This window comes from Frankia sp. CgMI4 (assembly GCF_001756285.1).
Taxonomy (GTDB): Bacteria; Actinomycetota; Actinomycetes; order Frankiales; family Frankiaceae; genus Frankia; species Frankia casuarinae.
This window is the reverse complement of record NZ_MAQZ01000049.1, coordinates 36,686-63,649: the sequence shown is the minus strand read 5'-3', so window position 1 is coordinate 63,649 and position 26,964 is coordinate 36,686. Positions and strand designations below refer to the sequence as shown.

Genomic DNA, 26,964 nt, shown 5'->3' with positions numbered 1-26,964 from the left:
CGTTTCCAACGATGCCACGGTGCGGAAGGCGAGCAGTTCCGTGATCACATGTGACCCGGCGGACGGCGACGACCGGCTCCCAGGGAGTGCCCGGTGACCAGCATCGACCTGGGACTGGCGGGGATCTCCCTCGGGGCGATCGCCGCCCTGTCCGGTATCGGCCTGCTGGTCACCTACCGCACCAACGGGGTCCTCAACCTGGCCCAGGGCGGCATCGCCACGCTGGTGGCGTACGTCTTCCGCGAGATGGTGGTCGTGTGGGGGCTGCCGATCTGGCTGGCCGCCATCATCGCGCTCGCCGTGGTGTCCCCCGGGATCGGCCTGCTGCTGGAGCGGTTGGTCTTCCGGCCGCTGGCCCGTCGCCGCGCATCGGCGGCCGAATCCCTGGTCGCCAGCCTCGGTGTGCTGGTCCTCACCCTCGGGATGACGGCGGGCATCTGGGGTCTGGGCTCGCGTAGTGACGCACCAAGCATCTTCCCGAACTCGTCGGTGAAGCTGTTCGGTGACACCCGGATCGGTGTCGACGCGCTGGCCGAGCTCGCGATGGTCGTGGTGTTCTGCGCGGTCATCGGCGTCATCGCCACCCGCACGGTGTTTKGCCGCCAGATCCGCGCGGTCGTCGACGACCGGCAGCTCGCCGAGCTGTCCGGTGTTCCCGCGGACCAGGTCGCCGCGGCTGGCTGGGCGGCGGGGACGACGCTCGCCGGCCTCACCGGCATCCTGCTCGCCCCCCGCTTTCAACTCACCCCGTACGGGCTGACCCTGCTGGTGCTGGAGACCTTTGCGGTGGTGGTGGCGGCCCGGCTGTCGAGCATGCCGGTGGCCGTCCTCACGGCCCTGGGCATCGCCGTCCTGCAGAGCGAACTCAAGCAGTTCACCCTCGACGGTAACGCGGGCCAGATCCTCACCGTCCTGCAGTCGAACCTGTTCATCGTCGCCCTGCTGGTCCTGCTGCTCGCGGTGCCGAAGCTGCGCGAGCTCGGCACCGGCGACTCCGGGACCACCGCCAGCTTCTCCAGCCGCGGCGCACCGCCGTCGGGCCCGGCCAGCCAGACCAAGGCCCGCCGCGACTTCCTGGGCAAGCTCGGCGGTGCCGCGCTGCTGCTCGCACCGCTCACCTTCGCCCCGTCCGATCTGCGTTCGGCGTTCATGGTCCCGGCGCTCGCCCTCATCTTCCTGTCGGTGGTCATCGTCACCGGCTACAGCGGCCAGCTCTCCCTGGGCTCGGCCGGCTACGCGGGCCTCGGGGCGCTGCTGTCACTCAAGCTCGCCAACGGTGACCTGTTCGGACTGCCGAAGCTGCCGGGCGTCGCGTCGATGTTCATCGGCGCCCTGCTCGTCGCCCCGATCGGTCTGATCACCGGCTACCCAGCGATCCGCCGCCGCGGCCTCACCCTGGCGCTGACCACCTTCGCGGTCGGCGCCGTGGTCAGCCGTTTCGTCTTCGAACAGCCCACCTTCGCGACCGGCCTCTACCTCGACCCGCTGACGTTCTTCGGCTGGGAGCTGCCCGACGAGGCGTTCTACGTCCTTGAACTGGTCTGCCTGGGCCTCGGCCTGTTCTTCGTGGGTAATCTGCATCGCGGTCGGCTCGGTCGGGCGCTGCTCGCCGTGCGTGACCATGCGGAGGGTGCGGCGGCGGTCGGGGTTGACGTCCGCAACCTCAAGCTGCTGGCCTTCACCGTCTCCTCCGTCGTCGCCGGGCTGGGTGGTGCGCTGCTGGTGCACAGCAGCTACTCGTTCTCCGCCGACGACTTCGCACCGTTGCAGAGCCTGCTGTGGTTCACCGCCGTGGTCGTCTTCGGCGCCGACAGCGCGGCCGGCGCGATCGTCGCCGCGGCGTTCATCGTCACGATCGACGTACTGGCGCCGGCCGGATCCTCGATCCTCGCCATCGGCATCCTCGCCCTCGCCCTCGGCTGGATGCCCGGCGGCCTGGCCTCGGCCGTCCGGGGTCTGCTGCGGCTGCTCGCCCTCCACCTCGCGGACGGCTTCGTCGATCCCAACCATCGGGCACCGCGTCCGGTGCCGGTGCGCATCTCCGCCGTCGGATACCTGCCAGCGACCACTGGCATCACCGGCGTCACCGGGATCTCCGGGATCCCCGGGATCGGCGCGCCGCTGGGGGCCGCCCAGCCCGGGCCATCCGCGAGCTGGCCTCCGGGCCGCTCCTCGCCCGTGCTGCCACCGGGCTCGCCGCGGCCGACCCCGTTCGGGGCCAGCCTGCTGACCCTGGTGCAGGAGTATGCGGCCCGGTCGAGCGGCGCACCGCTGCTGCCCCCCGCGCCCCGCGGCGAGCGCGGTGGCCTGCCCGCCGACGTCTACCCCACCTCACCAGGTCACGTGGGCCACGAGCAGGGGGGTTCGGGACCCGCGGCGGCGACCTCCCTGCGGGACGGAGGTCGGGTATGAGTCGGCACGTGCTACAGGCCGTTGGCCTGGTCCGCCGCTACGGCGGTCTGACCGCGGTCGACCACGTCGACCTTGTYGCCCCCCAGGGCGTGATCACCGGCCTCATCGGCCCGAACGGTGCCGGGAAGTCGACGCTGTTCAGCCTGCTGACCGGGGTCGAGCAGCCCGACGAGGGCAAGGTCCTGCTCGACAAGAGCGACATCACAAAAATGCGGCCGGACATCCGGTCCCGGCGTGGTCTGGTGCAGACCTTCCAGGTTCCCTCGCTCTTCCCCACCCTCACGGTCGCGGACAACCTGCTTGTCGGCGCGGAAAACCGGCACCGGGACTATGCCGGCGGCCTGCTGGGCCTGGCGTCCAAGGGCCGAGGACACGTCAGCCGCCTCGTCGAGGAAACCCTCGGCTCCCTCGGCCTGTCCGACCTGCGGGACACCATCGCCGGCACGCTGCCCACCGGTGCCCTGCGGCTGGTCGAGTTCGCGCGGGCGCTGTGCGCCCAGCCGGACATCCTGCTGCTCGACGAGCCCGCCAGCGGTCTGGACAACGACGAGACCGCCAGGTTCTCGCAGCTGCTGCGCCGGACCGCCGACGACGGGGTCGGCATCCTGATCGTCGACCACGACGTCGACCTGGTCTTCTCCGTCGCCGACCAGGTGTACGCCATGGTCGGCGGTCGGGTCGTCGCGTCCGGCGATCCCGGGCACGTCCGCGACGACCCGACCGTGCGGTCGGTGTACCTGGCCCAGGCTGCCCATCGCCACGATGAAACGGTCCTGAAGCAGCCGCAGGAGGCACGGTGACCACGGCGACGGCCGAACTCGAACTGACCGGGGCACGGGCCGGCTACGGGACCGTGGAGGTCCTGCACGGTCTGGACCTTGCCATCCCCCCCGGCAAGGTCACCGCCCTGCTCGGGGTCAACGGCGCGGGCAAGAGCACCACCCTACGGGTGCTGGCCGGGCTGATCCCACTGCGTTCGGGCAGTCTGACCTGGCGCGGCGAGGACATCACCAAGGTGTCCACCGTCGACCGGGCCCGCCGAGGACTGATGCTCGTGCCGGACGAACGGGCCGTCTTCGCCACCCTGTCGGTCCGGGACAATCTGCAGATCATCGCGGAGGCCAGYGGGCACCCCGACATCACCCCCGCGCTGGAGTCGTTCCCCCGGCTGCGGGAGCGGCTGACGCAGCGGGCCGGATCGATGTCGGGCGGTGAGCGGCGAATGCTGGYACTCGCCCGCGCCCTGCTGGCCCGCCCCTCGGTCCTGATGGTCGACGAGCTGTCGCTCGGACTATCCCCGAAGGTCGCCGCGGACCTGTTCGGCTGGCTTGCGACGGTCGCATCGTCGGGCACCACCGTCGTGCTCGCCGACCAGTACACCGAGCAGGCCCTGGCGATGGCGGACCTGGTCTACGTCCTGCACCGGGGCGAGCGGTCCTTCGCGGGCGGGCCGGAGGAATTCCGAGCGTAGGGCCGCGAAAGGCCTCGGTGAAAGGCCCCCCGATGTGAAAGGCCCCGGTCGAGGTTCCCTCCGCGGTGCCGTGGAGGGTTGCCCCGACCGGGGCCCGGGATCACGCAGGCGGTCCCGCGAGAGATCAGCCGGCCGGGTAGGGCAGATCCGGGACGGTGAAGCAGTTGGTGTTCATGTCCTTGACCTGGGTCACCCAGCCACCCTGGTTGCCGTTCGCCGAGTCCTGCCAACGGGCGACGTTGAGGCAGTTCTCCTCCTGCGACGGCGGTTCAGGCGACTTCTTGAAGTTCMGGCCGGTCGGGATGAGCAGGCCGTGACCGTCGTAGTCCTTGCCGCTGTTCATGTACGCCTCGACGCAGGCGCGGGTGACGTCGGCGCCGCAGGAGCGGATCGCGTCGGTCAGCCACTGGGCCGAGGCGTAACCCTCGAGCATCCACAGGTTCATCTTGGCCACCCGATCGGGCGCGGCCGCCTGCAGATCCTTCTGGAACGTGGCGACCGCGGGAATCTGAGTGTCCGCATAGTTGGCGGTGCCGCCGGTGGAGTAGATCGTGTTCCGGCAGTTCGGGGAGGCGCTGTAGACCTGGCGGATGTTGTTGGCCCAGCCCTGCGGCGGGGTCACCTTCGCCGTGATCGGCAGTTTCTGGGACTCGATGGCGTTGCACAGCTGAGCGTTACCGCCGTCGTCCATCGCGTCGAAGACGATCTGGACGCCRCGCCGCTTGAGGTCGAGGACCGTTGCGTCCCAACTCGGGGCGCCGAGATTGATCTGCTCCTCGACGACCGTGTAGCCCTCCTTGCGCAGGCCGTCCGCGATCGACTTGGCGTACCGCTCCGACGGGGCGACGTTGTAGTACACAACCCCGGCGACGTTGGTCTTCAGATTCTGCTTGAACCAGCGGTAGATCTMGGTCCCCGCGTAGAGCGTGCCGTTGTAGCCGGGACGGCTGCCGGTGCGCGGATAATAGCTGCCGTAGATCGAGTACAGGTGCGGATACTGATCGTAGGCGGCGGACACGGGCTGGCCGCCGATATCCGGAACACCCTTGGAGTTGATGTACTGCGCACCCGTGTAGTCGAACGCCGTCACCCCGGCGAGCGCGAAGACCTTCTCGTCGTCGACGAGCTTGTGCGCGCAGTTCGCATTTCCGTCCCCGCTGCCCTTGTCGTCACACTCGACGAGGTTCACGGTGCGCCCGTTTACTCCGCCCGCGGCGTTGAGCGCCTTGAAATAGGCCCGCGCCCCGTACAGTGAGGCGGAGAACGTGTCCGGTCCGAAACCGCTGCTCAGGCCAGCGATTGTACCGATCTTGATCTCGGTCGGCGTGACGCCGATATCCGAAGCTGTATTGTTCGACACCCCGGCCGGTTTGTTGCCGGCCGAGGTCGTTCCGCTGCTACTGGCCCGGCTGCCGCAGGCGACGAGCGCCAGCGACGACAGCACAATGGCGGCGGCGGCGACGAGCGATCTCGCTCGCATGGACATGCTCTCCCCTGGTAGATCGGTGACGCTCGAAACGTTATTGCCGATCAACATCGTCGACGCTTCAGCTGACGACAGCCGGTCCCACTGCCGACTATGTACCGCTAGTTACATCAATGGGCGTTACGGACAAACATTCGGCGCCACCAGCTTCGACGCACCGGTGCGGTGCTCGCGCGATCGGCCGGTGCCTTCTCCAAAGTCGGGGTGCTCCCCCCGGCCCCGTCTTCCCCGCCTTCCCGGCGTGCGGTACCCCCGCTCGCCGGCTCGTGGGTCTCCCGGCTCGCGGCCGTCCCTGTGGGCAGGGGCRCACCGACTACCGGCCGGCTGCCACCCCCGACGCCCTCGGCGCGCTCCGTGGGAGCCCCCTGCTCCCCGGAAAGCTCGGTTACCGTACCGCCCGGCGACGGAGAGGCATGCGACGCACCACCTACCGCATCGAGTGAGGCCGGGACGATCGTGCTGCCCAACACGGACATCGCCTCGTCCAGGGCGGCCAGGGCCTGGCCGATCACCGTGACCGGATCCTCGGCGCGCCCCGGGGCCGGCACGGCCGGCGCCGCACCCGCCTCGGCGACCGGGTCGGGCTCGACGACCTCAATGACCTCGACGACCTCGGCGGCCGGCTCGGCGGGCACGTCCACCGGCTCGCCATCGACCGCCTGCTCATCGGCGCCTGTGGCCGTGACCGCCTCGGCTGCGGCGACGGCAGGCTCAGACCCCGCAGAAGCACGTTCAACCGACGCGGAGACGTCGGGAACAGGCTGGGCCGACGGGAACTCGACCGACGCGGACGCATCGGGAACAGGCTCGGCCACGGCGGGAGAAGTGACCTCCTCGACGAGCGCTGAGGGGACGACATCGGCCGAGGGGACGACATCGGCGGATTCCGACTCCTCGGGCGGCGAGGTCGCCGCGAGCGTCAGACGGTTGAGAATCAGGCCGTCGGGACCCTGCCCCCGGTCCAGCCGCCCCGCCTGCGCGAGCTTCCGGCAGACCTGGTTCACCGTGCCCCGGCTCGCCCCGATCGCCGCCGCCAACCTGCCGTCGTCCAAACCCGCGGGAACTTTGGCAAGCTGGTCGAGTATCCGGTCAGCAACAGTAGCCACAAAGCGGGACGGTATACGCCATCTCCTATTCGCCGACAAGCGGGGTCACCCCACGCGGTAACCGTGTCCGTCCCGCTGCCGATGGCACTCGCAATGCCACTCTCGGCGGGCGCCCGGTCCGCGGCGGCACACACCCCCACCCGGTCGCCTGATCCACGTCGTTCACGCCGCGACCGGCAGCGCCTCGCCCGGGCGCAGCGGGAGCTGTCCCGCACGCGGCAGGGTCGGTGAAGCGGACGAAGGCCCGGGCGAAGGTGGCGCGGATCCACGGCCGGATCCGCGACCGGCGCCGGGATCATCCGCACACGCCGTCCACGAGGATCATCCGCGAGAACCAGACGGTGGTCGAACCATGGGGCCACGGCGAGCAAGGACCACGGCGGCGGGCTTAGCCCGGCCGTCGCCGGGAAGGTCATGCGGCGAGGCGTGCCGGGAGCGGCCCGGGACGCACCGATATCAACAGTGGCCGGACTCGCTTTGCTGGGCGGAATGTTGCGGGATGTCCCAAGCAGGCCRCGCCGCGTCCGTGGGCCGGTCAGGGAGACAGYCATGGCGCAGCCAGCCTCGGGTTCCGAGCAGTTCGACCCTGGTTCCATCACAGCCGACTCCGAACAGCCGTGGTACCGCGAGGATGCTCCCCTGGAACCCGCGGAGATGCTCGACAGCGACGATCTCGGMTCGACGGATGCCGGCCGAGATCCATTGGACGACAGTTGGGACGCGCCCGACAGACCGAGTGCCGGCGTCCGCTATCCGAGCACACCGCGTGAGGAGCGTGYGGGGCCGTCCTTCGATCGGCAACTCGCCGCGGAAACGCCGGACGCCGACCCCTACCTGGAAGCCGAGCGGCGGGAGTCCGGGGCTGTTCTCGATGCGGACGCGTACGGCGAGGGGACGACGACCCTCGCGGAGGATTACGACGCGAACTTCGCCATTCCCAGCATCGTCACGCCGGACGTGGATGCACGCACGGCTGAGGAGGGCGCACTGCACCTGGAATAAGGGCGCTCTGCGTACTCGCGGGAATACGAAGCACTCGCGGGAATACGAAACGCCGATGGTTCGGTCGACGGTCCAACCGACTCCCGGTTGCCACGGACGGTTACCACGGAGGGCGGCTCAGGCCGGGGCCGACCCGGGCAGGTCCGGAACGCCACCGGCGGCTTCCCGCCTGCGGTAGGCAAGTCCCGCGAAGACCTCCATGGCGACGCGATGGGCGCTGTTGACCGTCGTTTCCGCGTGGTCGTACGGCGGGGAGACTTCGACGATGTCGGCGGCCACAAGCGGCGTGTCGAGCGCGATCTGACGGACCGCCCGCAGCAGGTCGGCCGGGGTCAYCCCCCCGGGTTCCGGGGTGCCGGTGCCCGGCGCGAACCCCGGATCCAGGACGTCGATGTCGACCGACAGGTACATGGCCCGGCACCCGTCCGTGGCCTGCGCGATCGCGTCCACGACGACGTCACGGCTGCCCCGCTCCCAGATCTCGTGCATGAGATGCCAGGTCATCTCCTGCTCGCGCATCCAGGCGAAAACGTCCGGCGGCGGCCAGTAGCCGCGCAGCCCCACCTGGACAAAGTTGCGTCCACGCACGGCACCGGACTCGATGAGCCGTCGCATCGGAGTGCCGTGCGAGGCGAGGTTGCCGTCGATGACGTCCGCGGTGTCGGCATGCGCGTCGAAGTGCAGCAGACCGAGTTCACCCCAGCCCACGGCGTCGGCCACGCCGGTTGCGGCCGGCCAGGTGATCGAATGGTCGCCACCGATGACGAGCGGGATCGTGCCGAGCCCGGCGATCCGCGCGACCTTGGCCCGGATGTTGCGATGGGACGCCTCGGTGAGCCCATGCGGACAGTGCGCGTCGCCAGCGTCAACGACGTCGAGCCAGTCGAAGATCTCGATACCGAGGTCGAGATGGTAGGTGCCGGGGTTGTAGGCGTTGGCCCGCATCGCCCGAGGGCCGAACCGGGCGCCGGGACGGTGGGTCGTCGAGATGTCGAACGGAGCACCGACGACGGCAACGTCGGGCCGGCGGGCCGCCAGCGCCTCCGTCCCGGGCAGCCAGGGCAGTCCGCAGAAGGTCGCGAGCCCCGCGTAGCCGGGCGCGTCCGGACCCGGCTCACGATCGCCGTTTCGTGCCGTCATCCGTCCCTCCGATCGGGCCCTTCCACTGTCCCACGGTCCGCCACCCCCGGTCCGCCACCCCCGGTCCGCCACCCACTGGTCCGCGCCCCGGTTACGCTTCTCCGGTGGAGGTCGCGGCACCGCACCCAGACCACCCGGCACCCACGGCGTCGGAACCGACCGGCGCGGCCATGGCTCTGCGCACCCCGGGCACCCCGGGCACCCCGGGCACCCCGGGCACCCCGGGGACGATTATCGGCGCGGGCCGGGTCTGGTCACCGCGGGCCCGGTTGGCGGGTTTCGCCGTGCTCGGTGTAGCCGCCGTCGGCGTCTGCGGCCGGGTGTACCTCGTCGACCCCGCCCAGCCGGGCCACTACCCTATGTGCCCGTTCCGGTGGGCCACGTCCCTGGACTGCCCTGGTTGCGGCACCCTCCGCGGCCTGCACCAGCTCCTGCACGGACACCTCGCGGCCGCGGCCGACTACAACGTCTACTTCGTCATCGCCGCCCCGATGCTGGTGTTCGGCTGGATCGTGGCGGTGGCGCGGGCGGCCGGCTGGCGCCACCCGTTGCCCCGGGTACCGGCCCGCCTGCTTCCCGCCGTTCCGATACTGATCATCGCCTTCTGGGTGCTGCGGAACCTGCCGTTGCCCGGCTGCCGCTGGCTCGCATCCTGAACCCGGCGGCTCAACGGCGGCCCAGCAGGTAGCAGGCGATGGYGGCGGTCGCCGCGACGTTCAGCGAGTCGACCCCGTGCGCCATCGGAATCCGGACCCGGGCCGTCGCCGCGGCCTGTGCCGCCGCCGACAGCCCGGCGCCCTCCGTGCCCAGCAGCAGCGCGACCCGGGCCGCCGCCGGCACCGGCGCAGGTGCGGGCGCAGGTGCGGGCGCAGGTGCAAGCGCGGGCGCGGCGCGGGGGGTGAGTCCGGCCGCGAAGGAGCCAAGATCCTCGGCGTCCGCCGCCGGAGTCAGCGCCAGCAGCGTGAACCCGGCATCCCGCAGCAGACCAAGGGCCTCCGGCCAGGGTTCGAGCCGGGCGTAGGGGACGGCGAACACCTCCCCCATCGACACCCGCACGGAACGCCGGTAGAGCGGATCGGCGCAGCGCGGGCTCAGGAGCACYGCGTCCATCCCGAGTCCCGCGGCCGAACGGAAAATCGCCCCCAGGTTGGTGTGGCTCACGATGTCCTCACACACCAGTACCCGCCGGGCATCGACCAGGAGGTCGGCGGCGGCGCGSGGCGGCTGGCGGCCCATCGCCGCAAGCGCCCCCCGATGCACCTCGAAGCCGGTGATCGCCGCGAGCACGTCGGGTCCCGCGACGTACACCGGGACGTCAACGCCGAGGTCCGCGGGCACGGCCGCCAGGCGCGCCGGCGAGACCAGGACCGAGCGCGGCCGGTAGCCGGCCCGCAGCGCCCTGGTTATCACTCGTTCACCCTCGGCGATGAACAGCCCGTCGGCCGGCTCCCGCCGACGGCGCAGCGCGACGTCGGTCAACGAGATGTAGTCGTCGACCCGGGGATCACCCGAATCGTCGATCATGATGACTGGTGGGGTGGCCACGACCGTCACGCCGACCGTCACGCCGACCGGCCCGCCAGCCGACCCCGCACACCTGCTCACGTCACCTGGCACGCCACGACCTCCCGGGCACGGACGCTTCACCCGACCGTAACGTGCCGGCCGCAGAATCAGCGGCCATGGCCGATCCGCAGAAGGCCCCCACGCTGACGTCCGCCATGCCCGCCATGCCCACGTCCGCCACGCCCGCCGTCTCCCGTCCCGTCGCCGTTCCCGTTCCCGCCGACCTGGTCGTCGTCGGCGCCGAACTGGTCGCGACGGTGGACGCCGACCGCCGGGAGATCCGCGGCGGGTGGATCGCAGTGACGAACGGCCTGGTCAGCGCCCTCGGCGGTCCCGACGAGCCACCGCCTCCCGCCGTGCGCACGTTGCGGGCGGACGGCTGCCTGATCACTCCCGGCCTGGTGAACACGCATCACCACATGTACCAGAACCTCACCCGCGCGTTCGCTCCGGCCCTGAACGGCACGCTGTTCACCTGGCTGTCGACCCTGTACCCGCTGTGGTCCCGGCTGGACGAGGAGGCCGTGCACGTCTCCGCCTACGTCGGGCTCACCGAGCTCGCCCTCGGCGGTTGCACGACGACCACGGACCACCTGTATGTGCATCCGCGCGGGGGCGGAGACCTCGTCTCCGCCGAGATCGCCGCGGCGACGGCGCTGGGCATGCGCTTCCATCCCAGCCGCGGATCGATGTCGCTGTCGGTGAAGGACGGCGGACTGCCGCCCGACTCGGTGGTGCAGGACGACGACGAGATCCTCGCCGAGTCGGCCCGGCTGGTGGCCCGCCATCACGACCCCTCGCCGGGCGCCATGGTGCGGATCGCCCTGGCGCCCTGCTCACCGTTCTCGGTCAGCCCGGAGCTGATGCGGGCCACGGCGGAGCTCRCCGAGTCGCTCGACGTGCGGCTGCACACGCATCTCGCCGAGGACCCCGAGGAGGACGAGTACTGCCTCGCGCGGTTCGGCCGGCGTCCCATCGACCAGTTCGCCGAGGTCGGCTGGGGCGGCGACCGGGCCTGGGTGGCGCACTGCATCCGCCCGAACCCCGCCGAGGTGGCCCGGCTGGGCGCCTGGGGCACCGGGGTCGCGCACTGCCCGAGCAGCAACATGATCCTCGGCGGTGGGCTCGCCCCGGTCGCGGAGCTGCGTGCGGCGGGGGTACCGGTGGGACTGGGCTGTGACGGCTCGGCGTCGGCGGACTCGGCGTCGCTGTGGCTGGAGGCCCGCACGGCGATGCTGCTCGGGCGGCTGCGGCACGGCGCCGCGGCGATGTCGGCCCGGGACGCGCTGGAGATCGCCACTCGGGGCGGGGCCGGCTGCCTCGGCCGGGCCGGGAAGATCGGCGAGCTGTCCGTCGGGGCGGTGGGCGATCTGGTGGCATGGCCCCTCGACGGGGTCGGCTTCGCCGGGGCGCTGTCCGATCCCGTCGAGGCGTGGCTGCGCTGCGGCCCGGTCGCGGCCCGCCACACGGTGGTCGCGGGTCGCGCGGTCGTCCTGGACGGCCATCCGGTGCATCCCGACCTGTCGGCGATGCTCGCCCGCCACCGCGAGCTCGCCGCCGGCATGCAGGCAGCCTTTGACGATGCCGGCATCGCTGATGCCGGAACCGCTCCCGGCGCCGGGCGGGCCGCGGGTACGACGGGAGCCAGGGCGGCCGGGGCCCGGTGAACGCCGACGGGACCGACCCTGGTGGGATACCTCCGCGAGGTGTTTGATACAAAGCAATGGGCCAGTCCGGGTCGGTTGGCGACGTCACCCGTTCGGCCCCGGCGATGGCGTTCCGGCGACACCCGCCGGGACGTCACCCCCCAGCAGCCGCCGCCGGTGCCGCGTATCGACCCCCCCGATCGGTGCGCATCGCACCGGCGGCGGCCTCGACCGGTCCAGGACCAGGGCGGCCGCGGGCCGGATGAACTGCGCGCCTTCGCCGTCCGCGTGGGCGTGCAGCTGTAGAAGCGGACAGGGGCATCCCGCCGGGGGAGGTATCCGGCGGTGTACGTGAGGCCGACACTGGGGGCATGCCGACGTTGCCGACCGATGTCGTCGCCCGTCTGACCGCCGCGCTCGCACCGATCGATACGGCGGTCATCGCTCGTCATCCCGGTGATCCGGGAACCCGCCAGCCGGTGCACACCTGCTACCTGCCCGCCGACCGGATGCGCCCRGACATCGTGCTGGCCTGGGGGGRGGCAGCCCGGGAGCTCCTGGCCGCCCGCGGCACCGACCCGGCCAGGCTCGCCGCCGCCACCGGGGGCGACCCGGACCCGGTCATCGCCGAGCCGGTCCACGCACACGTGCTGCACGCGCTGACCGTTGAACCGGTGCAGGATCTGCGGATCGACCTGGAGGACGGCTACGGCGTCCGGATGGACGACACCGAGGACGCCGACGCCGTCGCGGCGGCCGTCGCCCTGCGCGCCGCCGCGGCGGCGGACGCCCTGCCCGCGTCCTACGGCCTGCGGATGAAGTCGCTGGACCCGGCCCTCCGGGACCGGGGACTGCGCAGCCTGGACCTCTTCCTCACGGCGCTGGCCGGCGACGACGGCCCACCCGCCGGGTTGGTGCTGACCCTGCCCAAGGTGAGCGCCGCCGCGCAGGTCGCGGTCTTCGCCGATCTGCTCGCCGAACTAGAGCAACGCCTCGACATCGCCCCGGTGCCCTTCGAGGTGCAGGTGKAGACCCCGGCCGCGGTTCTCGCCCTGCCGGCGCTGGTCGAGACCGGTCTTGCACTGGGCCCTGGACGCCTCGTCGGGCTGYACGTCGGCACCTACGACTACTCGGCGGCTCTCGGCATCACCGCCGCGCACCAGGCCAGCGACCATCCGGCGGTGGAGTACGCCRCCACGCTGATGCAGCTCGTCACCGCCGGCACCGGAATCCGGGTCGCGGACGGGTCCTCGAACCTGCTGCCGATCGAGAGCCCGACGGACGCGACGGAGGGCACCGCAACTACGGAGGGCACCGCAACTACGGAGGGCACCGCAACTACGGAGGGCACCGCAACTGTCGAGGACACGGCGGGCCGAGGTGTCCACCGGGCCTGGCGGCGGCACGCCGAACTGGTGCGCCGCGCCTGGTACCGGGGCATCTACCAGGGCTGGGATCTGCATCCGGGTCAGTTGGTGAGCCGGCACGCGGCGGTGGCCGGCTGCCTGCTGGCCGGGCTCGACGAGGCGCTGGGCCGGCTTTCCTCCTATGCCACCGCGTACGCCACCACGTACGCCACCGCCCGGCATCCGGGAGCGGTCGCCGACGAGCCGGCCACCGGCCGCGCGCTCGCCGGGCACGTCCTGCGGGCGCTCGACGCCGGCCTGCTGGACGACGCGAGCCTGACCGCGGCTGGTCTCGRCCGGGTGACGGTCAACCGCTTCGGCGGCAGACCGGTCGCCGCGGGTTGACGACACCCGCCATCCAGGGCGGGTCAGCTCCCCCGATAGGTCGAATAACCGAACGGAGCGAGCAGCAGCGGGACGTGATGATGACCCGCCGGGTCCTCGATCACGAACGCGATGGTCACCTCGGGAAAGAACGCCGAGCGGCTCGCGGTGTCGAAGACGAGCCGCCAGGGGCCTGGGATGGTCGCCGGCAGATCCGCCACCCGGCCGTCGTCGTCGGTGACGGCCTCGGTGACCGCGATCCAGCCCGTGGTCGTGCCGTCAAGGGTACGCACCGCCCGTTCCAACCGGAGCGGCAGCCCGGCGGCTGGCCGCCCCGTGGCCGTGTCCAGGACATGGGTGGACAGACTCACCACGCCTCCTCGGTCGCGTCCTCCGTCGCCGCGGCCCGGGTCGGGCCTCGACCATCCCACCATCCGGGCTGACCATCGCACCACACCGCTCCTGGTCGACCGTGGTGGATACGCCGGTACCCCCGGCTGTCGGCGCCTACTGGAACCGCTCCAACACTGTCGAGATCGACGTCGTCGGCACCGACCGGGAACCGGTCGCCAAGGAGCTGTACTTCCTCGGCTCCGTCACATGGCTGGAACGCGCACCGTTCGATGACCACGACCTGGCGGCACTGCGGAAACACCGGGCGGCGCTCACGAACCTTCCGCTGCCATTGGTCGCCATCAGCCGCAGCGGAGTTGCGGCCACCGGTCTCGCCGCATCCTACGGCCCAGCCGAACTCATCACCGCCTGGCAGCAAAGATGAACAGTATTGTGCCACGGTCGTTCGACCTAGGCGCCGGTGATCAGGCGCCGGTGATCAGGCGCCTGATGCGCAGGGCCGTGATCTCAGCCTGCTGACCGGCCGCGATGCGCAGCTCGTCCGCGGGATCGTTGTCCAGCCGTGCCCGCAGCAGAGCGAGCATCTCCTCCGCGTCGCGGCCCGCCGCCCGGACCAGGAAGATGTAGCCGAAGCGCTCCTCGTAGGCCGCGTTTCCCTGCTCGAAGGCCGCCCTGACTTCCGCCGTCGCCTGGTCCATCGCCGCCTGCTCCCGTCGGGGGGCGTCGAGGGACACCACGGTCGCCCTCGCCGTGGTGGGCGGGGCGGGCGTGTGGGCCGGGCGCTCCCCGATCCGGGGATGCGCGGTGAACGCCTCCAGCCAGGCCGATGCGGGCAGGTTCCACCATTCCTGCTCGGCTGCCGGCAGCAGGGCCGCGAGGGTCCCGAAGGGCCGACGGGCCGCCACGGCCGCAGCCCAGTCCTCGGACTCGCAGCAGGCCAGCAGCTCCTCGCGAGCCGCGTCCGGGGACAACGCGTCGAACCAGCGCATCGCGAGCGCCTCCCGCCCGACGGGCGTCGGAGCGCCGGTGAGCCGCAGCCTCGCCAGCCCGCCGTCGGGTATCGCGTCGACCCGCACGTGGGTGGCCTGGATCGGGACCTCGAGATCGAAAAGGTGACGGGTGTTCGGCTGCACCCGGGTCCGCGGCAGCATCGGGTACCACTCGGTGATCGCGGTGACGTCGTCGGGGTCGAGAAGGTCGGGGTTGTCCGCCGCCCAGAGGGCCACCGCCCGGGGCGCGTTGCCGCGGAAGTGCCGGGTGTCAACCTCGGCCCGCACGATCGTGCCCTGCGTCGCGAGCCGGACCACCGCCCAGTCGTGGCCGTCCCCACGGCGCCGGCGGGTCTCCCAGCCCTCTCCCATCGCCCGGGCCTCACCCGAGGCGTTCAGGTTATGGCGGTCACCGTAGTGCATGTCGCTGGCGGCCACCACGACACCGCCCAGGTAGGCGGCGGCGAGATCGGAGGTCACCCGGTCGAACATCCGGKGGTCCGGCACCACCGTGCCATGCACGCGCAGCCGGGCGACTCCGCCATCCGGGTGGATGGTCAGGCGCAGATGGGTGATGCGGGTCCGGCCCTGGTCAGCCACCGGCAACACGTTGGCCGCGTCCGGCACGATCGGCGTCCGCGGCACCAGCGGGACCCAGGCCACGGACTCCTCGGCGACCTCCGCCGCGGAGGGATACCCGGGCAGGKTGGCGCCGTGCACCTCGACGGCCCCGGGAGCGTTGCCGGTGAAGTGGGTGGTGTCCACGGTCACCGCGTGGGCGATGCCGGGTGAGCCCAGCCGGATGATGGCCCAGTCGGATCCGGGAAGATCCCGCCGCCGACGGGTCTCCCAACCGTCGGTCCACTGGCCCCGTTCGGTGAACACGCCCGGCCGCACGATCGGCGGTTCGGGCAGCAGCATCCGTTCGGCGAACGCGAAGAACTCGTCGTTGACGGCCACGACCGTACCGCCGAAGCGGGCCGCCGCGAGATCGACAAGATTCGTCAGGTCGGGCGCGTCGCTCATCGGGTCCTTTCACGGGGTCAACCAGCCGTACGAAACCGGACTGTTCACGTGTCGTCGGGTGGCCGCACGGCCCGTCACCACCGTGCGGACCGGATCAGGTCAGGACGGGACGACGTGTTAGCGGGGCGCAAAGCGTACTTCGGGCCTGCTCCCTCGGGAGTGGTCCGCGTCGGTGGGTGCATCGGATCACATCCGTGGGGAGGGCTCCGGTACGCCGGACGGTCCCGCGRCCCGGCCGGGTGATGCCTACCTCTCTAATAGCCGCCCCCGCGGAGGACGATCCCCGTCCGCTCGCCGCCCCYGCAGATAGGTCGCCAGCACCACCCCGTTCAACACGCGTCCGGCATAGGGGGTGAGCGGGTGGCGGTGGCGCAGCATCGAGGGCTCCACCAGGAACGACGCATCCGCGTCGAAGATCACCAGATCGGCGTCAGCGCCGATCGCGATGCGCCCCTTGCCGGCCAGTCCTACCAGGTCGGCCGGTCCGRCACACATCCAACCGACGACGTCGGTGAGGGTGTGHCCCCGCGCCCGGGCCTGAGTCCAGACCGCGGGTAGCCCGATCTGGACAGACGCGATGCCACCCCACGCCGCCGCGAAATCACCGGCGTCGATCTGCTTCAACGCGGGAGTGGACGGCGAATGATCAGTGACGATCCCGGCGAACAGGCCCTGGGCCACCCCGTCCCACAACCGGYCCAGATTCCTGCTGTCCCGGATGGGAGGTGCGCACTTGAAGACGGTAGCTCCGTCGGGGACCTCCTCGGCCGTGAAGGTCAGGTAGTGCGGGCACGTCTCCACCGTCATCGGCAACCCCGCGTCCCGCGCCGCGAGCACGTCGTCGAGGGCATCGGCCGCCGCCAGATGCAGCACGTGCAGGCGGGCACCGCTGGCGGCGGACAGCGCCGCCAGCGCGGCCACGGCCTCGGTCTCCGCGGCCGGCGGGCGCGACGCCAACCAGCTGGCGAAGGCCCGCCCCACGGTGGGAGGTGCCAGGGCGAGAACGGAGGGCGCCTCGGCGTGCACGACGGTGAGGGCCCCCATCCGGGCGGTGCGCCGGGCGGCGGCCCCGAGGACGTCCATCGAGACGTGCGGGAACTCCTCGACCCCCGACGGGGCCAGGAAGGCCTTGAATCCGAAGACCCCGGCGCCGTGCAGGGCGGCCAGATCATCGAGGTTGCGGGCGTCGGCGCCGATGATGCCGCCCCAGAAGCCGACGTCGACGGCGACCTGGCCGGCCGCCACCGCACGTTTGGMGGCCAGGGCGGCGAGCGAGGTCGTTGGCGGAACGGAATTCAGCGGCATGTCGATGATCGTGGTGACACCACCGGCCGCGGCGGCCCGGGTCGCGGTCGCGAACCCCTCCCACTCGGTCCGCCCCGGTTCGTTGATGTGCACGTGGGAGTCGACCACGCCGGGAAGCAGAGCCAGCTCGCCGAGGTCCGTGACCAGGGTCCCGGGAGGGATCTCGTCCGCGGCGGTGATCGCGGCGATCCGGCCGTCCGCGACGTGCACGGCTGCCGGACGCTCGCCCCCGGGCAGCACGACTCGCCGTGACCGTAGCGCCTGTGGCCGCTCCGGCAGAACGTCCGCGGTGGGCTCGTTCATGCCGCCGGAACACCTTGTCCCGGCGTCGTCGGAGGCGCGGTCGTCGGAGGCGCGGTCGTCGGAGGCGCGGTCGTCGGAGAGATGGTGACGAGGTCCTCGGGTCGCACCGGAACGCGCCGCAGATCCCGTCCGACGGCGACCCGGATCGCCGCGATGATCGCCGGGGTCGCGGTACAGGTAGGCGCCTCCCCCACGCCCTTCACCCCGTAGGGCGCATCCGGCTGCGGATGGGTGACGGCGACGAAATCGAGGTCCGGGACGTCGGCGATGGTCGGCAGCAGATAGTCGTGAAACGTGGGATTGACCACCACCCCGTCCACCGTGACCAGCTCCTCCATGACGGCGAGGCCCAGCCCCTGGGCAGTTCCCCCCTCGACCTGACCACGCAGCGCCAGGGGGTTGAGCACCGTACCGCAGTCCTGGGCCAGCGCCATCGACACGACCCGCACGAGACCGAGGTCGACATCGACATCGACAACCGCGCGGTGCGCCGCGGCGGCGAAGGCCACGTGCGGATCGCCCTGTCCGTCGGCGTCCAGCGCGGAGGTACGCCGGTGGTGGAAGGTGTACTCCGCTTCGATCGGCCCGTCGGCCAGCGCCTCGGCGAGCGGAACCCGCAACCCGGCCTCCACCCCGACGATCTCCCCGGCGTTGACGGTCAGCGTCCGTCGAGGTGCCTCGACGACCTCCGCGGGCAGCCCCGCGACCCGGGCGACCCGGGCGAGCAGGCGATCGGCGACCGCGGCGCAGGCTCCGCGCACGGCGCCTCCGCTCATCCAGGTCTGCCGGGACGCGCTGGTCGATCCGGCACTGCCGACCGCGGTGTCCGCGGGCGCCAACACGACCTGTTCGACGCCGAGCTCGGTGCGGGCGATCTGCCCCGCGATCGTCACAAACCCCTGGCCCACCTCGGCGCACGCGCTGTGCAGCCGGACCCGTACCGTTCCGTCCTCAGCCAGCTCCAGGCGGGCACGGGCGACGGAGGAGTCGTCCATGCCCTCCGAGAAGAGCAGGTTCTTGTAGGCCAGGGCGTAGCCGACCCCCCGACGGACCCGGCTCGGTTCGGCCGCGGCCGGTCGGCCGCCGGGCAACGCGGTCACCGCGACGTTCGCCGGCATCGCCGGCGGGAGCGGACGCGAGGCCACCGCCTCGATGACCTCCCGCGCCGGCAGCGGTGCGCCCATCACCTGACCGGTGGGCAGCACATCCCCCGGTCGGACGGCATTGCGGACGCGCAGGTCCACCGGATCCATGCCGAGGGCGTCGGCCAGCCGGTCCATCTGGGCCTCGTGACCGATGGTCACCTGCGGCACCCCGAACCCCCGCATGGCGCCGCACGGGGGGTTGTTGGTCCGCACGACGRCTCCGTGCAGGTGGGCGTTCGGGACCCGGTACGGACCCGCGGCATGGGTGACCGCGTTCGCCAGCACCGCCGGCGAGGACGACGCGTAGGCACCGCCATCCAGCACCAGCCGTGCCCGCACGCTGACCAGGTTTCCGTCGGCGGTGGCGCTGTGCTGGAACCACATCCGGGCCGGATGCCGGTGCGGATGGCCCAGGAAGGACTCAACCCGGTCGTAGGCGATCCGCACCGGAAGCCCCGTAGCCCGGGCGAGCAGGGCGCCGTGGATCTGAAGGGTGACGTCCTCCCGGCCGCCGAAGGCACCCCCCACACCGGCCAGGGTGAGACGGACGAGCTCCTCCGGGAGACCGAGGCAGGCCGCGATCTGCTCCCGGTCCGAATGCAGCCACTGGGTCGCCACCCGCAGGTCCACCCCACCATCGGCGGCCGGCATCGCCAGGGCCGCCTCGGGAGCAAGAAACGCCTGGTCCTGCATCCCGACGAGGTACTGGTCCTCGACCACCACCGGGCCGAGCGCGTCGGGATCCCCGTGGCGCAGCTCGATCTCGCGGTACAGGTTGCCCGCCGGATGCAGCGGCTCGGCATCCGGCTGCCATACCCGGTCGGGGTCGGTCGAAGGTGCCAGCGGCTCGTAGTCCACCTCGATCGCGGCGAGCGCCCGGCGCGCGGTCCGGACGTCAACCGCGGCCACGGCGGCGACCGGCTCCCCTGCGTACCGAATCTCGGTCGCGGCGAACACCGGCTGGTCGGCGACGATCAGCCCGTAGGTGGCCATGCCGGGGACGTCGGCGGCGGTCACCATCCCCACAACGCCKGGCAGCCGGCGCGCGGCGTCGACGTCGACGCGCCGGATCCGCGCCCGGGCATGGGGCGATCGCAGGGTGCGGGCGTGCACCATCCCCGGAACACGCAGATCACCAACGTAGGAGAAGCTACCGGTCACCTTGTCCGGCCCATCCGGACGACGCACCGGACGACCGATCCCCAGACTCATCGCCCCACCCCCCGGTGGGGCGGAGCAGGTGCATCCCCCGAAAGTAGGGTGCCCCGCTCAGCCTGCACTGTTCTGATGGCAGCGAGTATCCGGCCGTAACCCGTGCACCGGCAGATGTTGCCGGCCAGCGATTCCCTGATCTCCTCCTCGTCCGCATCCGGCCGCCGGGTGAGCAGGTCCGTCACCGCGACCACGAACCCGGGGGTGCAGAAGCCGCACTGCACGGCACCCTCCTCGAGGAACGCCGCCCGCACGGCCCTGGCGGGTCCCGCCGTCCTCAGACCGGCAACGGTGCTCACCTGGGCGTCGTTGGCGTCCGCGGCGAGCACCGTGCAGGACGCCACCAACCGGCCGTCCAGGAGAACGGAGCAGGCACCGCAGCGCCCCTGCTCACACGCGTCCTTCACCGAGGTCACCCCGATGACGTCCCGCAGGACGGTGAGCAGGGAGTCCCCGATCCAGGCGCCGGCCACCGTGTGCAGGAAGCCGTCGACATGGAGGTGATATGGCGCGACGACGCCGTCGTCCGGCCAGGACGACCCGGCCGGCGGTCCGGCCGGCGGTCCGGCCGGGACTTCCCTCGCGAAACGGGCGGTCATGGCCGGACGTCCCGCTCGACTCGGGGGTCCACCGGCGCCCCCGCGGCATCCAGGCATCGGGTGAACGCCCGGGCGGCCAGCACGCCGGCAGCATGCCGGCGGTAGTCGGCGGAGACCCGCGGACCCGCCGCGAGCTCCGGCCCGACCCGCGAGACCGCCTCGCTTACCAGCTCACCGAACCGGCGGGCCGCCGACGAGGACGCGGCCCCTGCGGACCAGTCCACCGCGTCGTGTGCGAACCGCTCGGCGACGGTCATCCGGATCGGCAGCCGACCCACCCCCCCGATCGCGCAGGCCAGTCGATGGCGCATCCGGTCGACGAGGACGGCGCACGACACCAACGCCTGGTAGGCGGCCTGCCTGCCCCCAATCTTGAGATAGCTCTGCGGTCCGGCCGGCCGCGGCAGCCTTACCGCGGTGACCAGGGCGTCGGGGGCGAGCCCGTCGGCGAGGAACGCGGGCAGCGTCATCCGGCCGGGTCCGCGCGGCGAGGCCACGAGGATCTCGGCGTCCGCGGCGGTGAGGAAGGTGAGCAGGTCACCGGTGGGACGTGCCGAGCCCAGCGCGCCACCGACCGTGCCGAGGTTGCGGATCTGCGCGGAACCGACCACCCGGGCGGCGAGGGCGAGGCCGGGCGACAGTGACCAGCCCGCGAGGTCGGTGTAAGTCACGCCCGCACCGACGGTGAGCGAATCCGCCCCGGCGCCGCGGACCCGCAGTTCCAGGACCCGGCGCAGGGCGACTACCGCCCCCGGCCGACGCTCGCCGGACCGGAGGGCGGGGACGAGATCGGTGCCGCCGCCCAGCAGATCGACCGCCCTGCCAGCGTCATGGGCGGTCGCCAGCATCTCCACTGCCTCCCCTACCGTACGTGGACGGAACATGACGGCCGTCGCACCGCTAGTCGTCACAGYGGCCTCCCCCGCCCGATCCGACCAATGGTCCGACCAGTGGAAGGAAGCGCGGGAGGGGATGACGCGGGAAGCCAGCCGGCGATCCGGGGGTCAGGCAGGCGGACGAACGCTGCATAAGAACCGACCATAACGGCGGAAGGTTACGTGGATGTTCATCAAGACAGACGCTCAGTGACGTAGTTCTGATCTTGCTTGGCGGCAGCGTTCATCACCTCACCTGCGCTATCTCACCCGTGTTATCGCCAGCTTCCACTCGCACCGACCCAGACCAACACCCCCAACGTCACCCAGTGTTACTTTACCGATGCTGGCGCGAACTGTGGAGAGGGATGCGACAGGTTTGAGGTGGACATGTCGCGCCGTCTATCGACCCGGCGCTGCGGCACGGCTGGCGCTTCGTGGCCTCKGGTGAGTGCACCACGCTCCCCGCCCTGGGCCCCGGAGCGCCMGCTGATCCAGCGACGCCGGTCAGGGCCGGGTGTAGAGGTCAGGGTCGGGTGTGGAGGTCAGGGCCGGGTGTAGAGGGCGCAGCCCCATCCGGCCAGCGTGCGCAGCGGGAACGGCAGCCGGCAGCCGAGATCGGCTGCGGCCGTGTCCACCGCGGCCAGCTCTCCCAGCACCGCCTCCCAGGGTGCGTCACTCATCACCCCGAGCAGGGGCAGCGCGCACGCCGCCCGCACCCAGCCCTGGTCGACCACCACGTAGCCCCCGCCCATGCCCTCGAGGGCCCGAGCGGCGGTCACCATGTCGTCGTCCCGCGCCCCGACGACGATCAGATGCCCCGRCGGCTCCGCCGTCGTGACCGCGAGCGCGCCCCGGGTCAGCCCGCACCCGCGGAGCAGCCCGACGTCGATCTCGTCCGAGGAGCCGTCCCGACCGAAAATTGCGATCTTGAGAAGGTCCCGAGACGGATCGGCTACCGCCCAGCCGTCCCGCAGGGTGGGTTCCACCCGCACGGTACGGAGTCCACGCGGGTGGGAGAGGCCGGAGACCTGGCCCGTCCCGGTCATCCGCAACGCCCGCGCTGGTCCACCGACGGGCGGCGCCGTCCCCGGGTCGCGGGGGGGATCGACGCTCACCACGACCACACTGGCATCCTGYCGGTGGGACCGTCGCAGGCCGAGTGATGTGAAGGAGCCGGCGTGYAGGTTCGCCGGGAGTCRTGTCCGGCTGGTGGCCCAGGCGGGCGAGATGTCGAGGTTGTCGAACAGGGGTCGGCCGCATTCCGCGGCGATCCGGCCACCCGCCACCACCACGTCGGGCGGCGCGGTTCCGGCCAGGGAGGAGACGACCTGGAGATCAGCGAAGCGGGTGGGCGCGATTGACCCCAGGGTGGGTTCCAGATCGTGCCTGCGGGCGGGGAGCAGGGAGAACCGCCGGATGGCGTCGATCTGGCCCATCCCCCGACCGACCGCGAGTCGCACGTCGTGATCGAGATGCCCGACCGTGGCAAGCTCCGCGACCGATCTGGCCCTGCCCCGGACCGGCTCGGCCCCGCTGCCGGCCGCCCACAGCAGACCGCCGGCCTCCGTGGCGGACGACTTGACGGGCGYCGCCCCTACCGAGGACAGCGCGGTCAGCGCGGAGGCGGGCGGTATCGGAGGCACCTCGACGACCGGGGCTGCGGGCGCCCCGGTCCCGGGGACCTGCCTCCCGGGCACCTGCCCCGCTCGGACCAGCACCCGCAACGGGGTCGAGGATCCCGTCACCAGATCCACACCGCGCAGACCGCCCAGCGCGACCAGGACGGCCGGGTCGGTCACCAGGGTGACGGTTCCCCGCGGGACGATCAGGCGAGCCAGTTCCCCCGGAGTGAGCAGCGTCTCCTCGACACGCAGGCCGGCGTCGACATAGGCCGGCAGGACGAATCTGCCGGCGGCGTCGAGCGAGCGCCGACCCGCCAACGTTCCCGGCTTCGTGACCGCGGCGATGTAGCACCCCACGATCAGGATGTCCCGCGCGGCCACGGCACCGCTGTGGACGGCGACGACAAGCCCACCGCGTATGACGAGGTCGGCTTCCTCCTCACCCGCGGCCACCCGACGCAGTCGAGCGAGCTGTGCCTCGGACGGACGCAGCAGGTCCGCGCCGACCACGGGTGCCTGCCCGGTCGGACCAGGAGCCGCCGCCGGATCACGCGGGTCGACCGCGGGAGCGGTGGTGGAGGTCGTGCCCGACGCCGCCGTGCGGGCCGGGGTCGCCGATCGGTGGGGCGTGGCAGAGGAGACGGTCGGCTGGGACGCTCCGCCGGACACCGTCATCAGTCGGGGTCCCCGGCTGGAGCGTTCGGCGTTCATGGCGGCCTCTCGTCTGCCGGTCAGCACCGAGTCTGCATCCGATGGCGGCACGCCCGGAACGGGATCACGTATGACCAACGGCGAAATCACCCCCATTACTTCCTTTACTCCAAGACAAGCCGGGTGTCCCCGGAGTCGGCGGACCGGCACCACCCGCCGGGAGGGCGGCGATGGCGTGATTGTTGTTTGCCACGTGTCATTACCCACCATGCGCCGGAGCCAGCCGGTAACGCGGGTGGAACACCATGTTGACCAGGGACGGGAAGAACACGACGATCCCGGCGATCATGCCGACCGCGGCGCGGCCCCGCCCGAAGACCAGTGTGAGCAACCGAACCCCTGTCAGCCTCATTCCGGGCGTACCCCCACCTGCCGGTCGGTCCGACCGGCCCGAGCGGTTCCCCGGACGCCAGAGCGGTTCCCCGGACGCTAGAAAGGATGCGTATCGGTCCCATCGCGCCCGGGTGAATTACCAGTAACTCCATTCTTACTGTTGACGGAACCACGCTCCCGCGGCGTCCCCGGCAATGTCGGGACAGAAACCTGGACGAAACTTTTCTTGGGTTGCGAGAGCGTCGCCGTTCACCTGACCGTCACATTGCGCCCCGATATGTCCGACGAGCATCGGGGCCGGAGCGTCGCCGGCATGTCGTGGACCGCGCCGAACCGAACCAGGCCGGCGGCATTCCCCGACCTGCTAGGCTTCGCATTCGTGCTGCTGAGCCCCCATGAACAGGAACGACTGCTGATCCATGTGGCGGCCGGGCTCGCCCGTGAACGGCGAGCCCGTGGGCTGCGGCTGAACCATCCCGAAGCGACCGCGATCATCACCTCGTTCCTGCTGGAGGGCGCGCGGGACGGTCGCGGCGTCGCGGACCTGATGAGCGCCGGGCGAACCGTGCTCACCCGGGACGACGTCATGGAGGGCGTGCCGGAGATGCTCGGCGAGGTGCAGGTCGAAGCCACCTTCCCGGACGGCACCAAGCTGGTCACCGTCCACCGGCCGATCCCGTGATCCCCGGGGAGATCCTGACCGGCGACGATCCCGTCGAGATCAACGCCGGACGCCCGGTACGCACGGTGCTGGTCCGTAACATGGGCGACCGGCCGGTGCAGGTCGGCTCGCACTACCACTTCGCCGCGGCGAACCCCGCTCTCGACTTCGACCGGGCGAGTGCCTGGGGCCACCGGCTCGCGGTGCCCGCCGGCACCGCGGTCCGCTTCGAACCCGGCGTGGAACGCGAGATCGAACTGGTGCCGCTGGCCGGCGCCCGGGTCGTGCCGGGCCTGCGGCCGGAATCGGCCGGCCCGTTGGACGCCGCGAGCGGCACCCGGATTGCGGACACCGCGACGATCGAGGATATATCGGGCTTTCAGGGAGAGGGTTCGTGAGCCGACTCGACCGCTCCCGCTACGCGGCGCTGTACGGCCCCACGGTCGGCGACCGTATCCGGCTCGCGGACACCGACCTGTTCATCGAGGTGACGGAGGACCGCAGCCGCGGGCCGGCGGGCACCGGGACCGGTGACGAGGCCGTCTTCGGGGGCGGCAAGGTCATCCGTGAGTCGATGGGGCAGTCCCTGGCAACCCGCGCCGAGGGTGCGCCCGACCTCGTCATCACCGGCGCCGTCGTTCTCGACCACTGGGGTGTGGTCAAGGCCGACGTGGGGATCCGCGATGGCCGGATCGTCGCGCTGGGTAAGGCCGGCAACCCGGACACAATGGACGGCGTCCATCCCGAGCTGGTGATGGGGCCCGGCACCGAGATCATCGCCGGTAACGGGAAGATCCTCACCGCCGGCGCGGTGGACTGCCACGTCCATCTGATCTGCCCGCAGCAGGTTCCGGAGGCGCTGGGCGCCGGCATCACCACGCTGATCGGCGGCGGCACCGGCCCGGCCGAGGGCACGAAGGCGACGACGGTGACGCCCGGATCCTGGAACCTGGCGCGGATGCTGTCCGCGCTGGACGACTGGCCGGTCAACGTTGTCCTGCTCGGCAAGGGCAACACGGTCAGCGACGAGTCGATGTGGGAACAGCTGCGCGCCGGGGCGGCCGGCTTCAAGCTGCACGAGGACTGGGGGACGACGCCGGCCGCAATCGACGCCTGCCTGCGGGTCGCCGACGCCGCCGGCGTCCAGGTTGCGCTGCACTCCGACACCCTGAACGAGGCCGGCTTCGTCGAGGACACGCTGKCCGCCATCGCCGGCCGGGCGATCCATGCGTACCACACCGAGGGGGCCGGCGGCGGGCATGCCCCGGACATCATCACGGTCGCGGCCGCCGGCAACGTGCTGCCGTCATCGACGAATCCGACCCGCCCGCACACCGTCAACACCCTCGACGAGCACCTCGACATGCTGATGGTCTGTCACCATCTCAACCCCAGCGTGCCCGAGGACCTGGCCTTCGCCGAGAGCCGGATCCGGCCGTCGACGATCGCCGCCGAGGACATCCTGCACGACCTGGGCGCGATCTCGATGATCGGTTCGGACTCGCAGGCGATGGGCCGGATCGGCGAGGTCGTCCTGCGTACCTGGCAGACCGCGCATGTGATGAAGCTCCGGCGCGGGTCCCTGGCCGGCGACGATCGGGCCGACAACACCCGGGCCCGACGCTACATCGCCAAGTACACGATCTGCCCGGCGGTGGCGCACGGCCTGGACGCGGAGATCGGCTCGGTGGAGCCCGGCAAGCTCGCCGACCTGGTGCTGTACGACCCGGCGTTCTTCGGGGTGCGGCCGTCGCTGGTCCTCAAGGGCGGGTTCATCGCCTGGGCCGCGATGGGCGATGCGAACGCCTCCATCCCGACCCCGCAGCCGGTGCTGCCCCGGCCGATGTGGGGAGCCGCCCGTGGTCCGGCCGCCGCGTCGTCGTTGATCTTCGTTGCCCCGGCGGCGATCGAGGACGGGCTGCCCGGACGGCTGGGGSTCGCCACCCCGGTGGTGCCGGTCGCGGATGTGCGCCGCCGCGGCAAGGCGGATCTTCCCGAGAACACCGCGACACCGGACATCCGGGTGGACCCCGACACGTTCACCGTCACGGTGGACGGTGAGGCGATCGAGGCGGATCCGGTGAGCGAACTCCCGATGACCCAGCGCTACTTCCTGTTCTGAATGTTCTGATTCTGAGTGTTCTGACGGTTCTTACCACGGCTGTCACTGCGTATCCAGAGGCTTCCGGGCCCGATGAATGTAAACGCCACAGCGGTTCGGACACTGACTAACGCCGGGAGCGGCTACGGTGACGATTGAGGGCGAT

General features: G+C 71.6%; 21 protein-coding genes and 3 pseudogenes. 12 read left to right on the top strand and 12 right to left on the bottom strand.

What is annotated here, in order from left to right; genetic code table 11:
* Positions 1-93 precede the first annotated feature (93 nt).
* From Manayef4_RS06440 to Manayef4_RS06430, 3 genes are read left to right on the top strand one after another with little or no spacing between them, the layout of a single operon-like run.
* Positions 94-2,412 carry an ABC transporter permease gene (locus tag Manayef4_RS06440; protein WP_070130975.1) on the top strand — a complete coding sequence of 773 codons (2,319 nt, stop codon included), beginning with the start codon at positions 94-96 and terminating at the stop codon, positions 2,410-2,412.
* Positions 2,409-3,212, top strand: a complete 804-nt coding sequence (locus tag Manayef4_RS06435) for an ABC transporter ATP-binding protein (protein ID WP_011435307.1) — start codon at positions 2,409-2,411, stop codon at positions 3,210-3,212. The genes Manayef4_RS06440 and Manayef4_RS06435 overlap by 4 nt, the downstream gene beginning before the upstream one ends.
* Positions 3,209-3,883 carry an ATP-binding cassette domain-containing protein gene (locus Manayef4_RS06430; protein ID WP_070130974.1) on the top strand — a complete coding sequence of 225 codons (675 nt, stop codon included), beginning with the start codon at positions 3,209-3,211 and terminating at the stop codon, positions 3,881-3,883. Before Manayef4_RS06435 ends, Manayef4_RS06430 begins: the two co-directional genes overlap by 4 nt.
* A 124-nt stretch (positions 3,884-4,007) precedes the next feature.
* On the opposite strand, the gene Manayef4_RS06425 is transcribed toward Manayef4_RS06430, so the two are convergent.
* Together Manayef4_RS06425 and Manayef4_RS06420 are read right to left on the bottom strand one after the other, a co-directional pair.
* On the bottom strand, positions 4,008-5,363 hold the full coding sequence (locus tag Manayef4_RS06425; protein WP_070130997.1) for an ABC transporter substrate-binding protein: 1,356 nt from the start codon (positions 5,361-5,363) through the stop codon (positions 4,008-4,010).
* Positions 5,364-5,479: 116 nt separating this feature from the next.
* Complete coding sequence (locus Manayef4_RS06420) at positions 5,480-6,475, bottom strand: hypothetical protein (RefSeq protein ID WP_070130973.1); 996 nt, start codon at positions 6,473-6,475, stop codon at positions 5,480-5,482.
* A gap of 150 nt (positions 6,476-6,625) precedes the next feature.
* Between Manayef4_RS06420 and Manayef4_RS26575 the strand changes: the two are divergent.
* Both Manayef4_RS26575 and Manayef4_RS06415 read left to right on the top strand, forming a co-directional pair.
* A pseudogene (locus tag Manayef4_RS26575) lies at positions 6,626-6,822 on the top strand (transposase); the annotation flags it as partial.
* A 202-nt stretch (positions 6,823-7,024) separates the two neighbouring features.
* Positions 7,025-7,477 (top strand): hypothetical protein, encoded by a 453-nt coding sequence (locus Manayef4_RS06415; RefSeq protein ID WP_083282302.1) that lies wholly within the window; start codon positions 7,025-7,027, stop codon positions 7,475-7,477.
* 117 nt (positions 7,478-7,594) lie between these two features.
* Here Manayef4_RS06415 and speB read toward each other — a convergent pair whose 3' ends face one another.
* Positions 7,595-8,617, bottom strand: coding sequence for an agmatinase (gene speB, locus Manayef4_RS06410; protein WP_070130971.1), 1,023 nt, complete (start codon positions 8,615-8,617; stop codon positions 7,595-7,597).
* Between the two features lie 170 nt (positions 8,618-8,787).
* Here speB and Manayef4_RS06405 point away from each other — a divergent pair, with 170 nt between their 5' ends.
* The gene (locus tag Manayef4_RS06405) at positions 8,788-9,273 is read left to right on the top strand and encodes a DUF2752 domain-containing protein (protein WP_083282307.1); all 486 of its coding nucleotides are present in this window, start codon (positions 8,788-8,790) and stop codon (positions 9,271-9,273) included.
* A 10-nt stretch (positions 9,274-9,283) separates the two neighbouring features.
* On the opposite strand, the gene Manayef4_RS06400 is transcribed toward Manayef4_RS06405, so the two are convergent.
* Positions 9,284-10,141 (bottom strand): RNA methyltransferase, encoded by an 858-nt coding sequence (locus tag Manayef4_RS06400; protein ID WP_070130996.1) that lies wholly within the window; start codon positions 10,139-10,141, stop codon positions 9,284-9,286.
* A 197-nt stretch (positions 10,142-10,338) separates the two neighbouring features.
* Between Manayef4_RS06400 and Manayef4_RS06395 the strand changes: the two genes are divergently transcribed.
* Entirely contained in the window at positions 10,339-11,850 is a 1,512-nt protein-coding gene (locus tag Manayef4_RS06395; RefSeq protein WP_070130995.1) for an 8-oxoguanine deaminase, read from the top strand.
* A 350-nt stretch (positions 11,851-12,200) separates the two neighbouring features.
* Positions 12,201-13,580, top strand: coding sequence for an aldolase/citrate lyase family protein (locus tag Manayef4_RS06390; protein ID WP_070130970.1), 1,380 nt, complete (start codon positions 12,201-12,203; stop codon positions 13,578-13,580).
* 23 nt (positions 13,581-13,603) lie between these two features.
* Here Manayef4_RS06390 and uraH read toward each other — a convergent pair whose 3' ends face one another.
* Positions 13,604-13,930: a hydroxyisourate hydrolase gene (uraH, locus tag Manayef4_RS06385; protein WP_023841201.1), complete on the bottom strand. Its 327-nt coding sequence runs from the start codon at positions 13,928-13,930 to the stop codon at positions 13,604-13,606.
* A 122-nt stretch (positions 13,931-14,052) separates the two neighbouring features.
* Here uraH and Manayef4_RS06380 point away from each other — a divergent pair.
* Positions 14,053-14,337: pseudogene (locus Manayef4_RS06380) on the top strand (hypothetical protein); the annotation flags it as partial.
* 40 nt (positions 14,338-14,377) lie between these two features.
* Here Manayef4_RS06380 and Manayef4_RS06375 read toward each other — a convergent pair.
* From Manayef4_RS06375 to Manayef4_RS23965, 7 genes and pseudogenes are all read right to left on the bottom strand, one after another.
* Positions 14,378-15,928, bottom strand: coding sequence for an allantoicase (locus Manayef4_RS06375; protein WP_070130969.1), 1,551 nt, complete (start codon positions 15,926-15,928; stop codon positions 14,378-14,380).
* Positions 15,929-16,174: 246 nt separating this feature from the next.
* Positions 16,175-17,536, bottom strand: coding sequence for an allantoinase AllB (gene allB / locus Manayef4_RS06370; protein ID WP_070130968.1), 1,362 nt, complete (start codon positions 17,534-17,536; stop codon positions 16,175-16,177).
* A complete protein-coding gene (gene pucD / locus Manayef4_RS06365) occupies positions 17,533-19,893 on the bottom strand; it encodes a xanthine dehydrogenase subunit D (protein WP_070130967.1) in 2,361 nt (786 codons plus the stop codon). Before pucD ends, allB begins: the two co-directional genes overlap by 4 nt.
* Positions 19,890-20,492 (bottom strand): (2Fe-2S)-binding protein, encoded by a 603-nt coding sequence (locus Manayef4_RS06360; RefSeq protein WP_011435290.1) that lies wholly within the window; start codon positions 20,490-20,492, stop codon positions 19,890-19,892. Before Manayef4_RS06360 ends, pucD begins: the two co-directional genes overlap by 4 nt.
* A complete protein-coding gene (locus Manayef4_RS06355) occupies positions 20,489-21,376 on the bottom strand; it encodes an FAD binding domain-containing protein (RefSeq protein ID WP_049761047.1) in 888 nt (295 codons plus the stop codon). Before Manayef4_RS06355 ends, Manayef4_RS06360 begins: the two co-directional genes overlap by 4 nt.
* A gap of 536 nt (positions 21,377-21,912) precedes the next feature.
* Positions 21,913-23,703, bottom strand: a complete 1,791-nt coding sequence (locus Manayef4_RS06350) for an adenine deaminase C-terminal domain-containing protein (RefSeq protein ID WP_254665491.1) — start codon at positions 23,701-23,703, stop codon at positions 21,913-21,915.
* 238 nt (positions 23,704-23,941) lie between these two features.
* Positions 23,942-24,034: pseudogene (locus Manayef4_RS23965) on the bottom strand (ABC transporter permease); the annotation flags it as partial.
* 381 nt (positions 24,035-24,415) lie between these two features.
* On the opposite strand from Manayef4_RS23965, the gene Manayef4_RS06345 reads away from it, so the two are divergent.
* From Manayef4_RS06345 to Manayef4_RS06335, 3 genes are read left to right on the top strand one after another with little or no spacing between them, the layout of a single operon-like run.
* On the top strand, positions 24,416-24,718 hold the full coding sequence (locus Manayef4_RS06345; RefSeq protein WP_035732629.1) for an urease subunit gamma: 303 nt from the start codon (positions 24,416-24,418) through the stop codon (positions 24,716-24,718).
* Positions 24,715-25,095, top strand: a complete 381-nt coding sequence (locus Manayef4_RS06340; protein ID WP_011435286.1) for an urease subunit beta — start codon at positions 24,715-24,717, stop codon at positions 25,093-25,095. The genes Manayef4_RS06345 and Manayef4_RS06340 overlap by 4 nt, the downstream gene beginning before the upstream one ends.
* Entirely contained in the window at positions 25,092-26,819 is a 1,728-nt protein-coding gene (locus Manayef4_RS06335) for an urease subunit alpha (protein WP_070130965.1), read from the top strand. Before Manayef4_RS06340 ends, Manayef4_RS06335 begins: the two co-directional genes overlap by 4 nt.
* Positions 26,820-26,964: the final 145 nt, after the last annotated feature.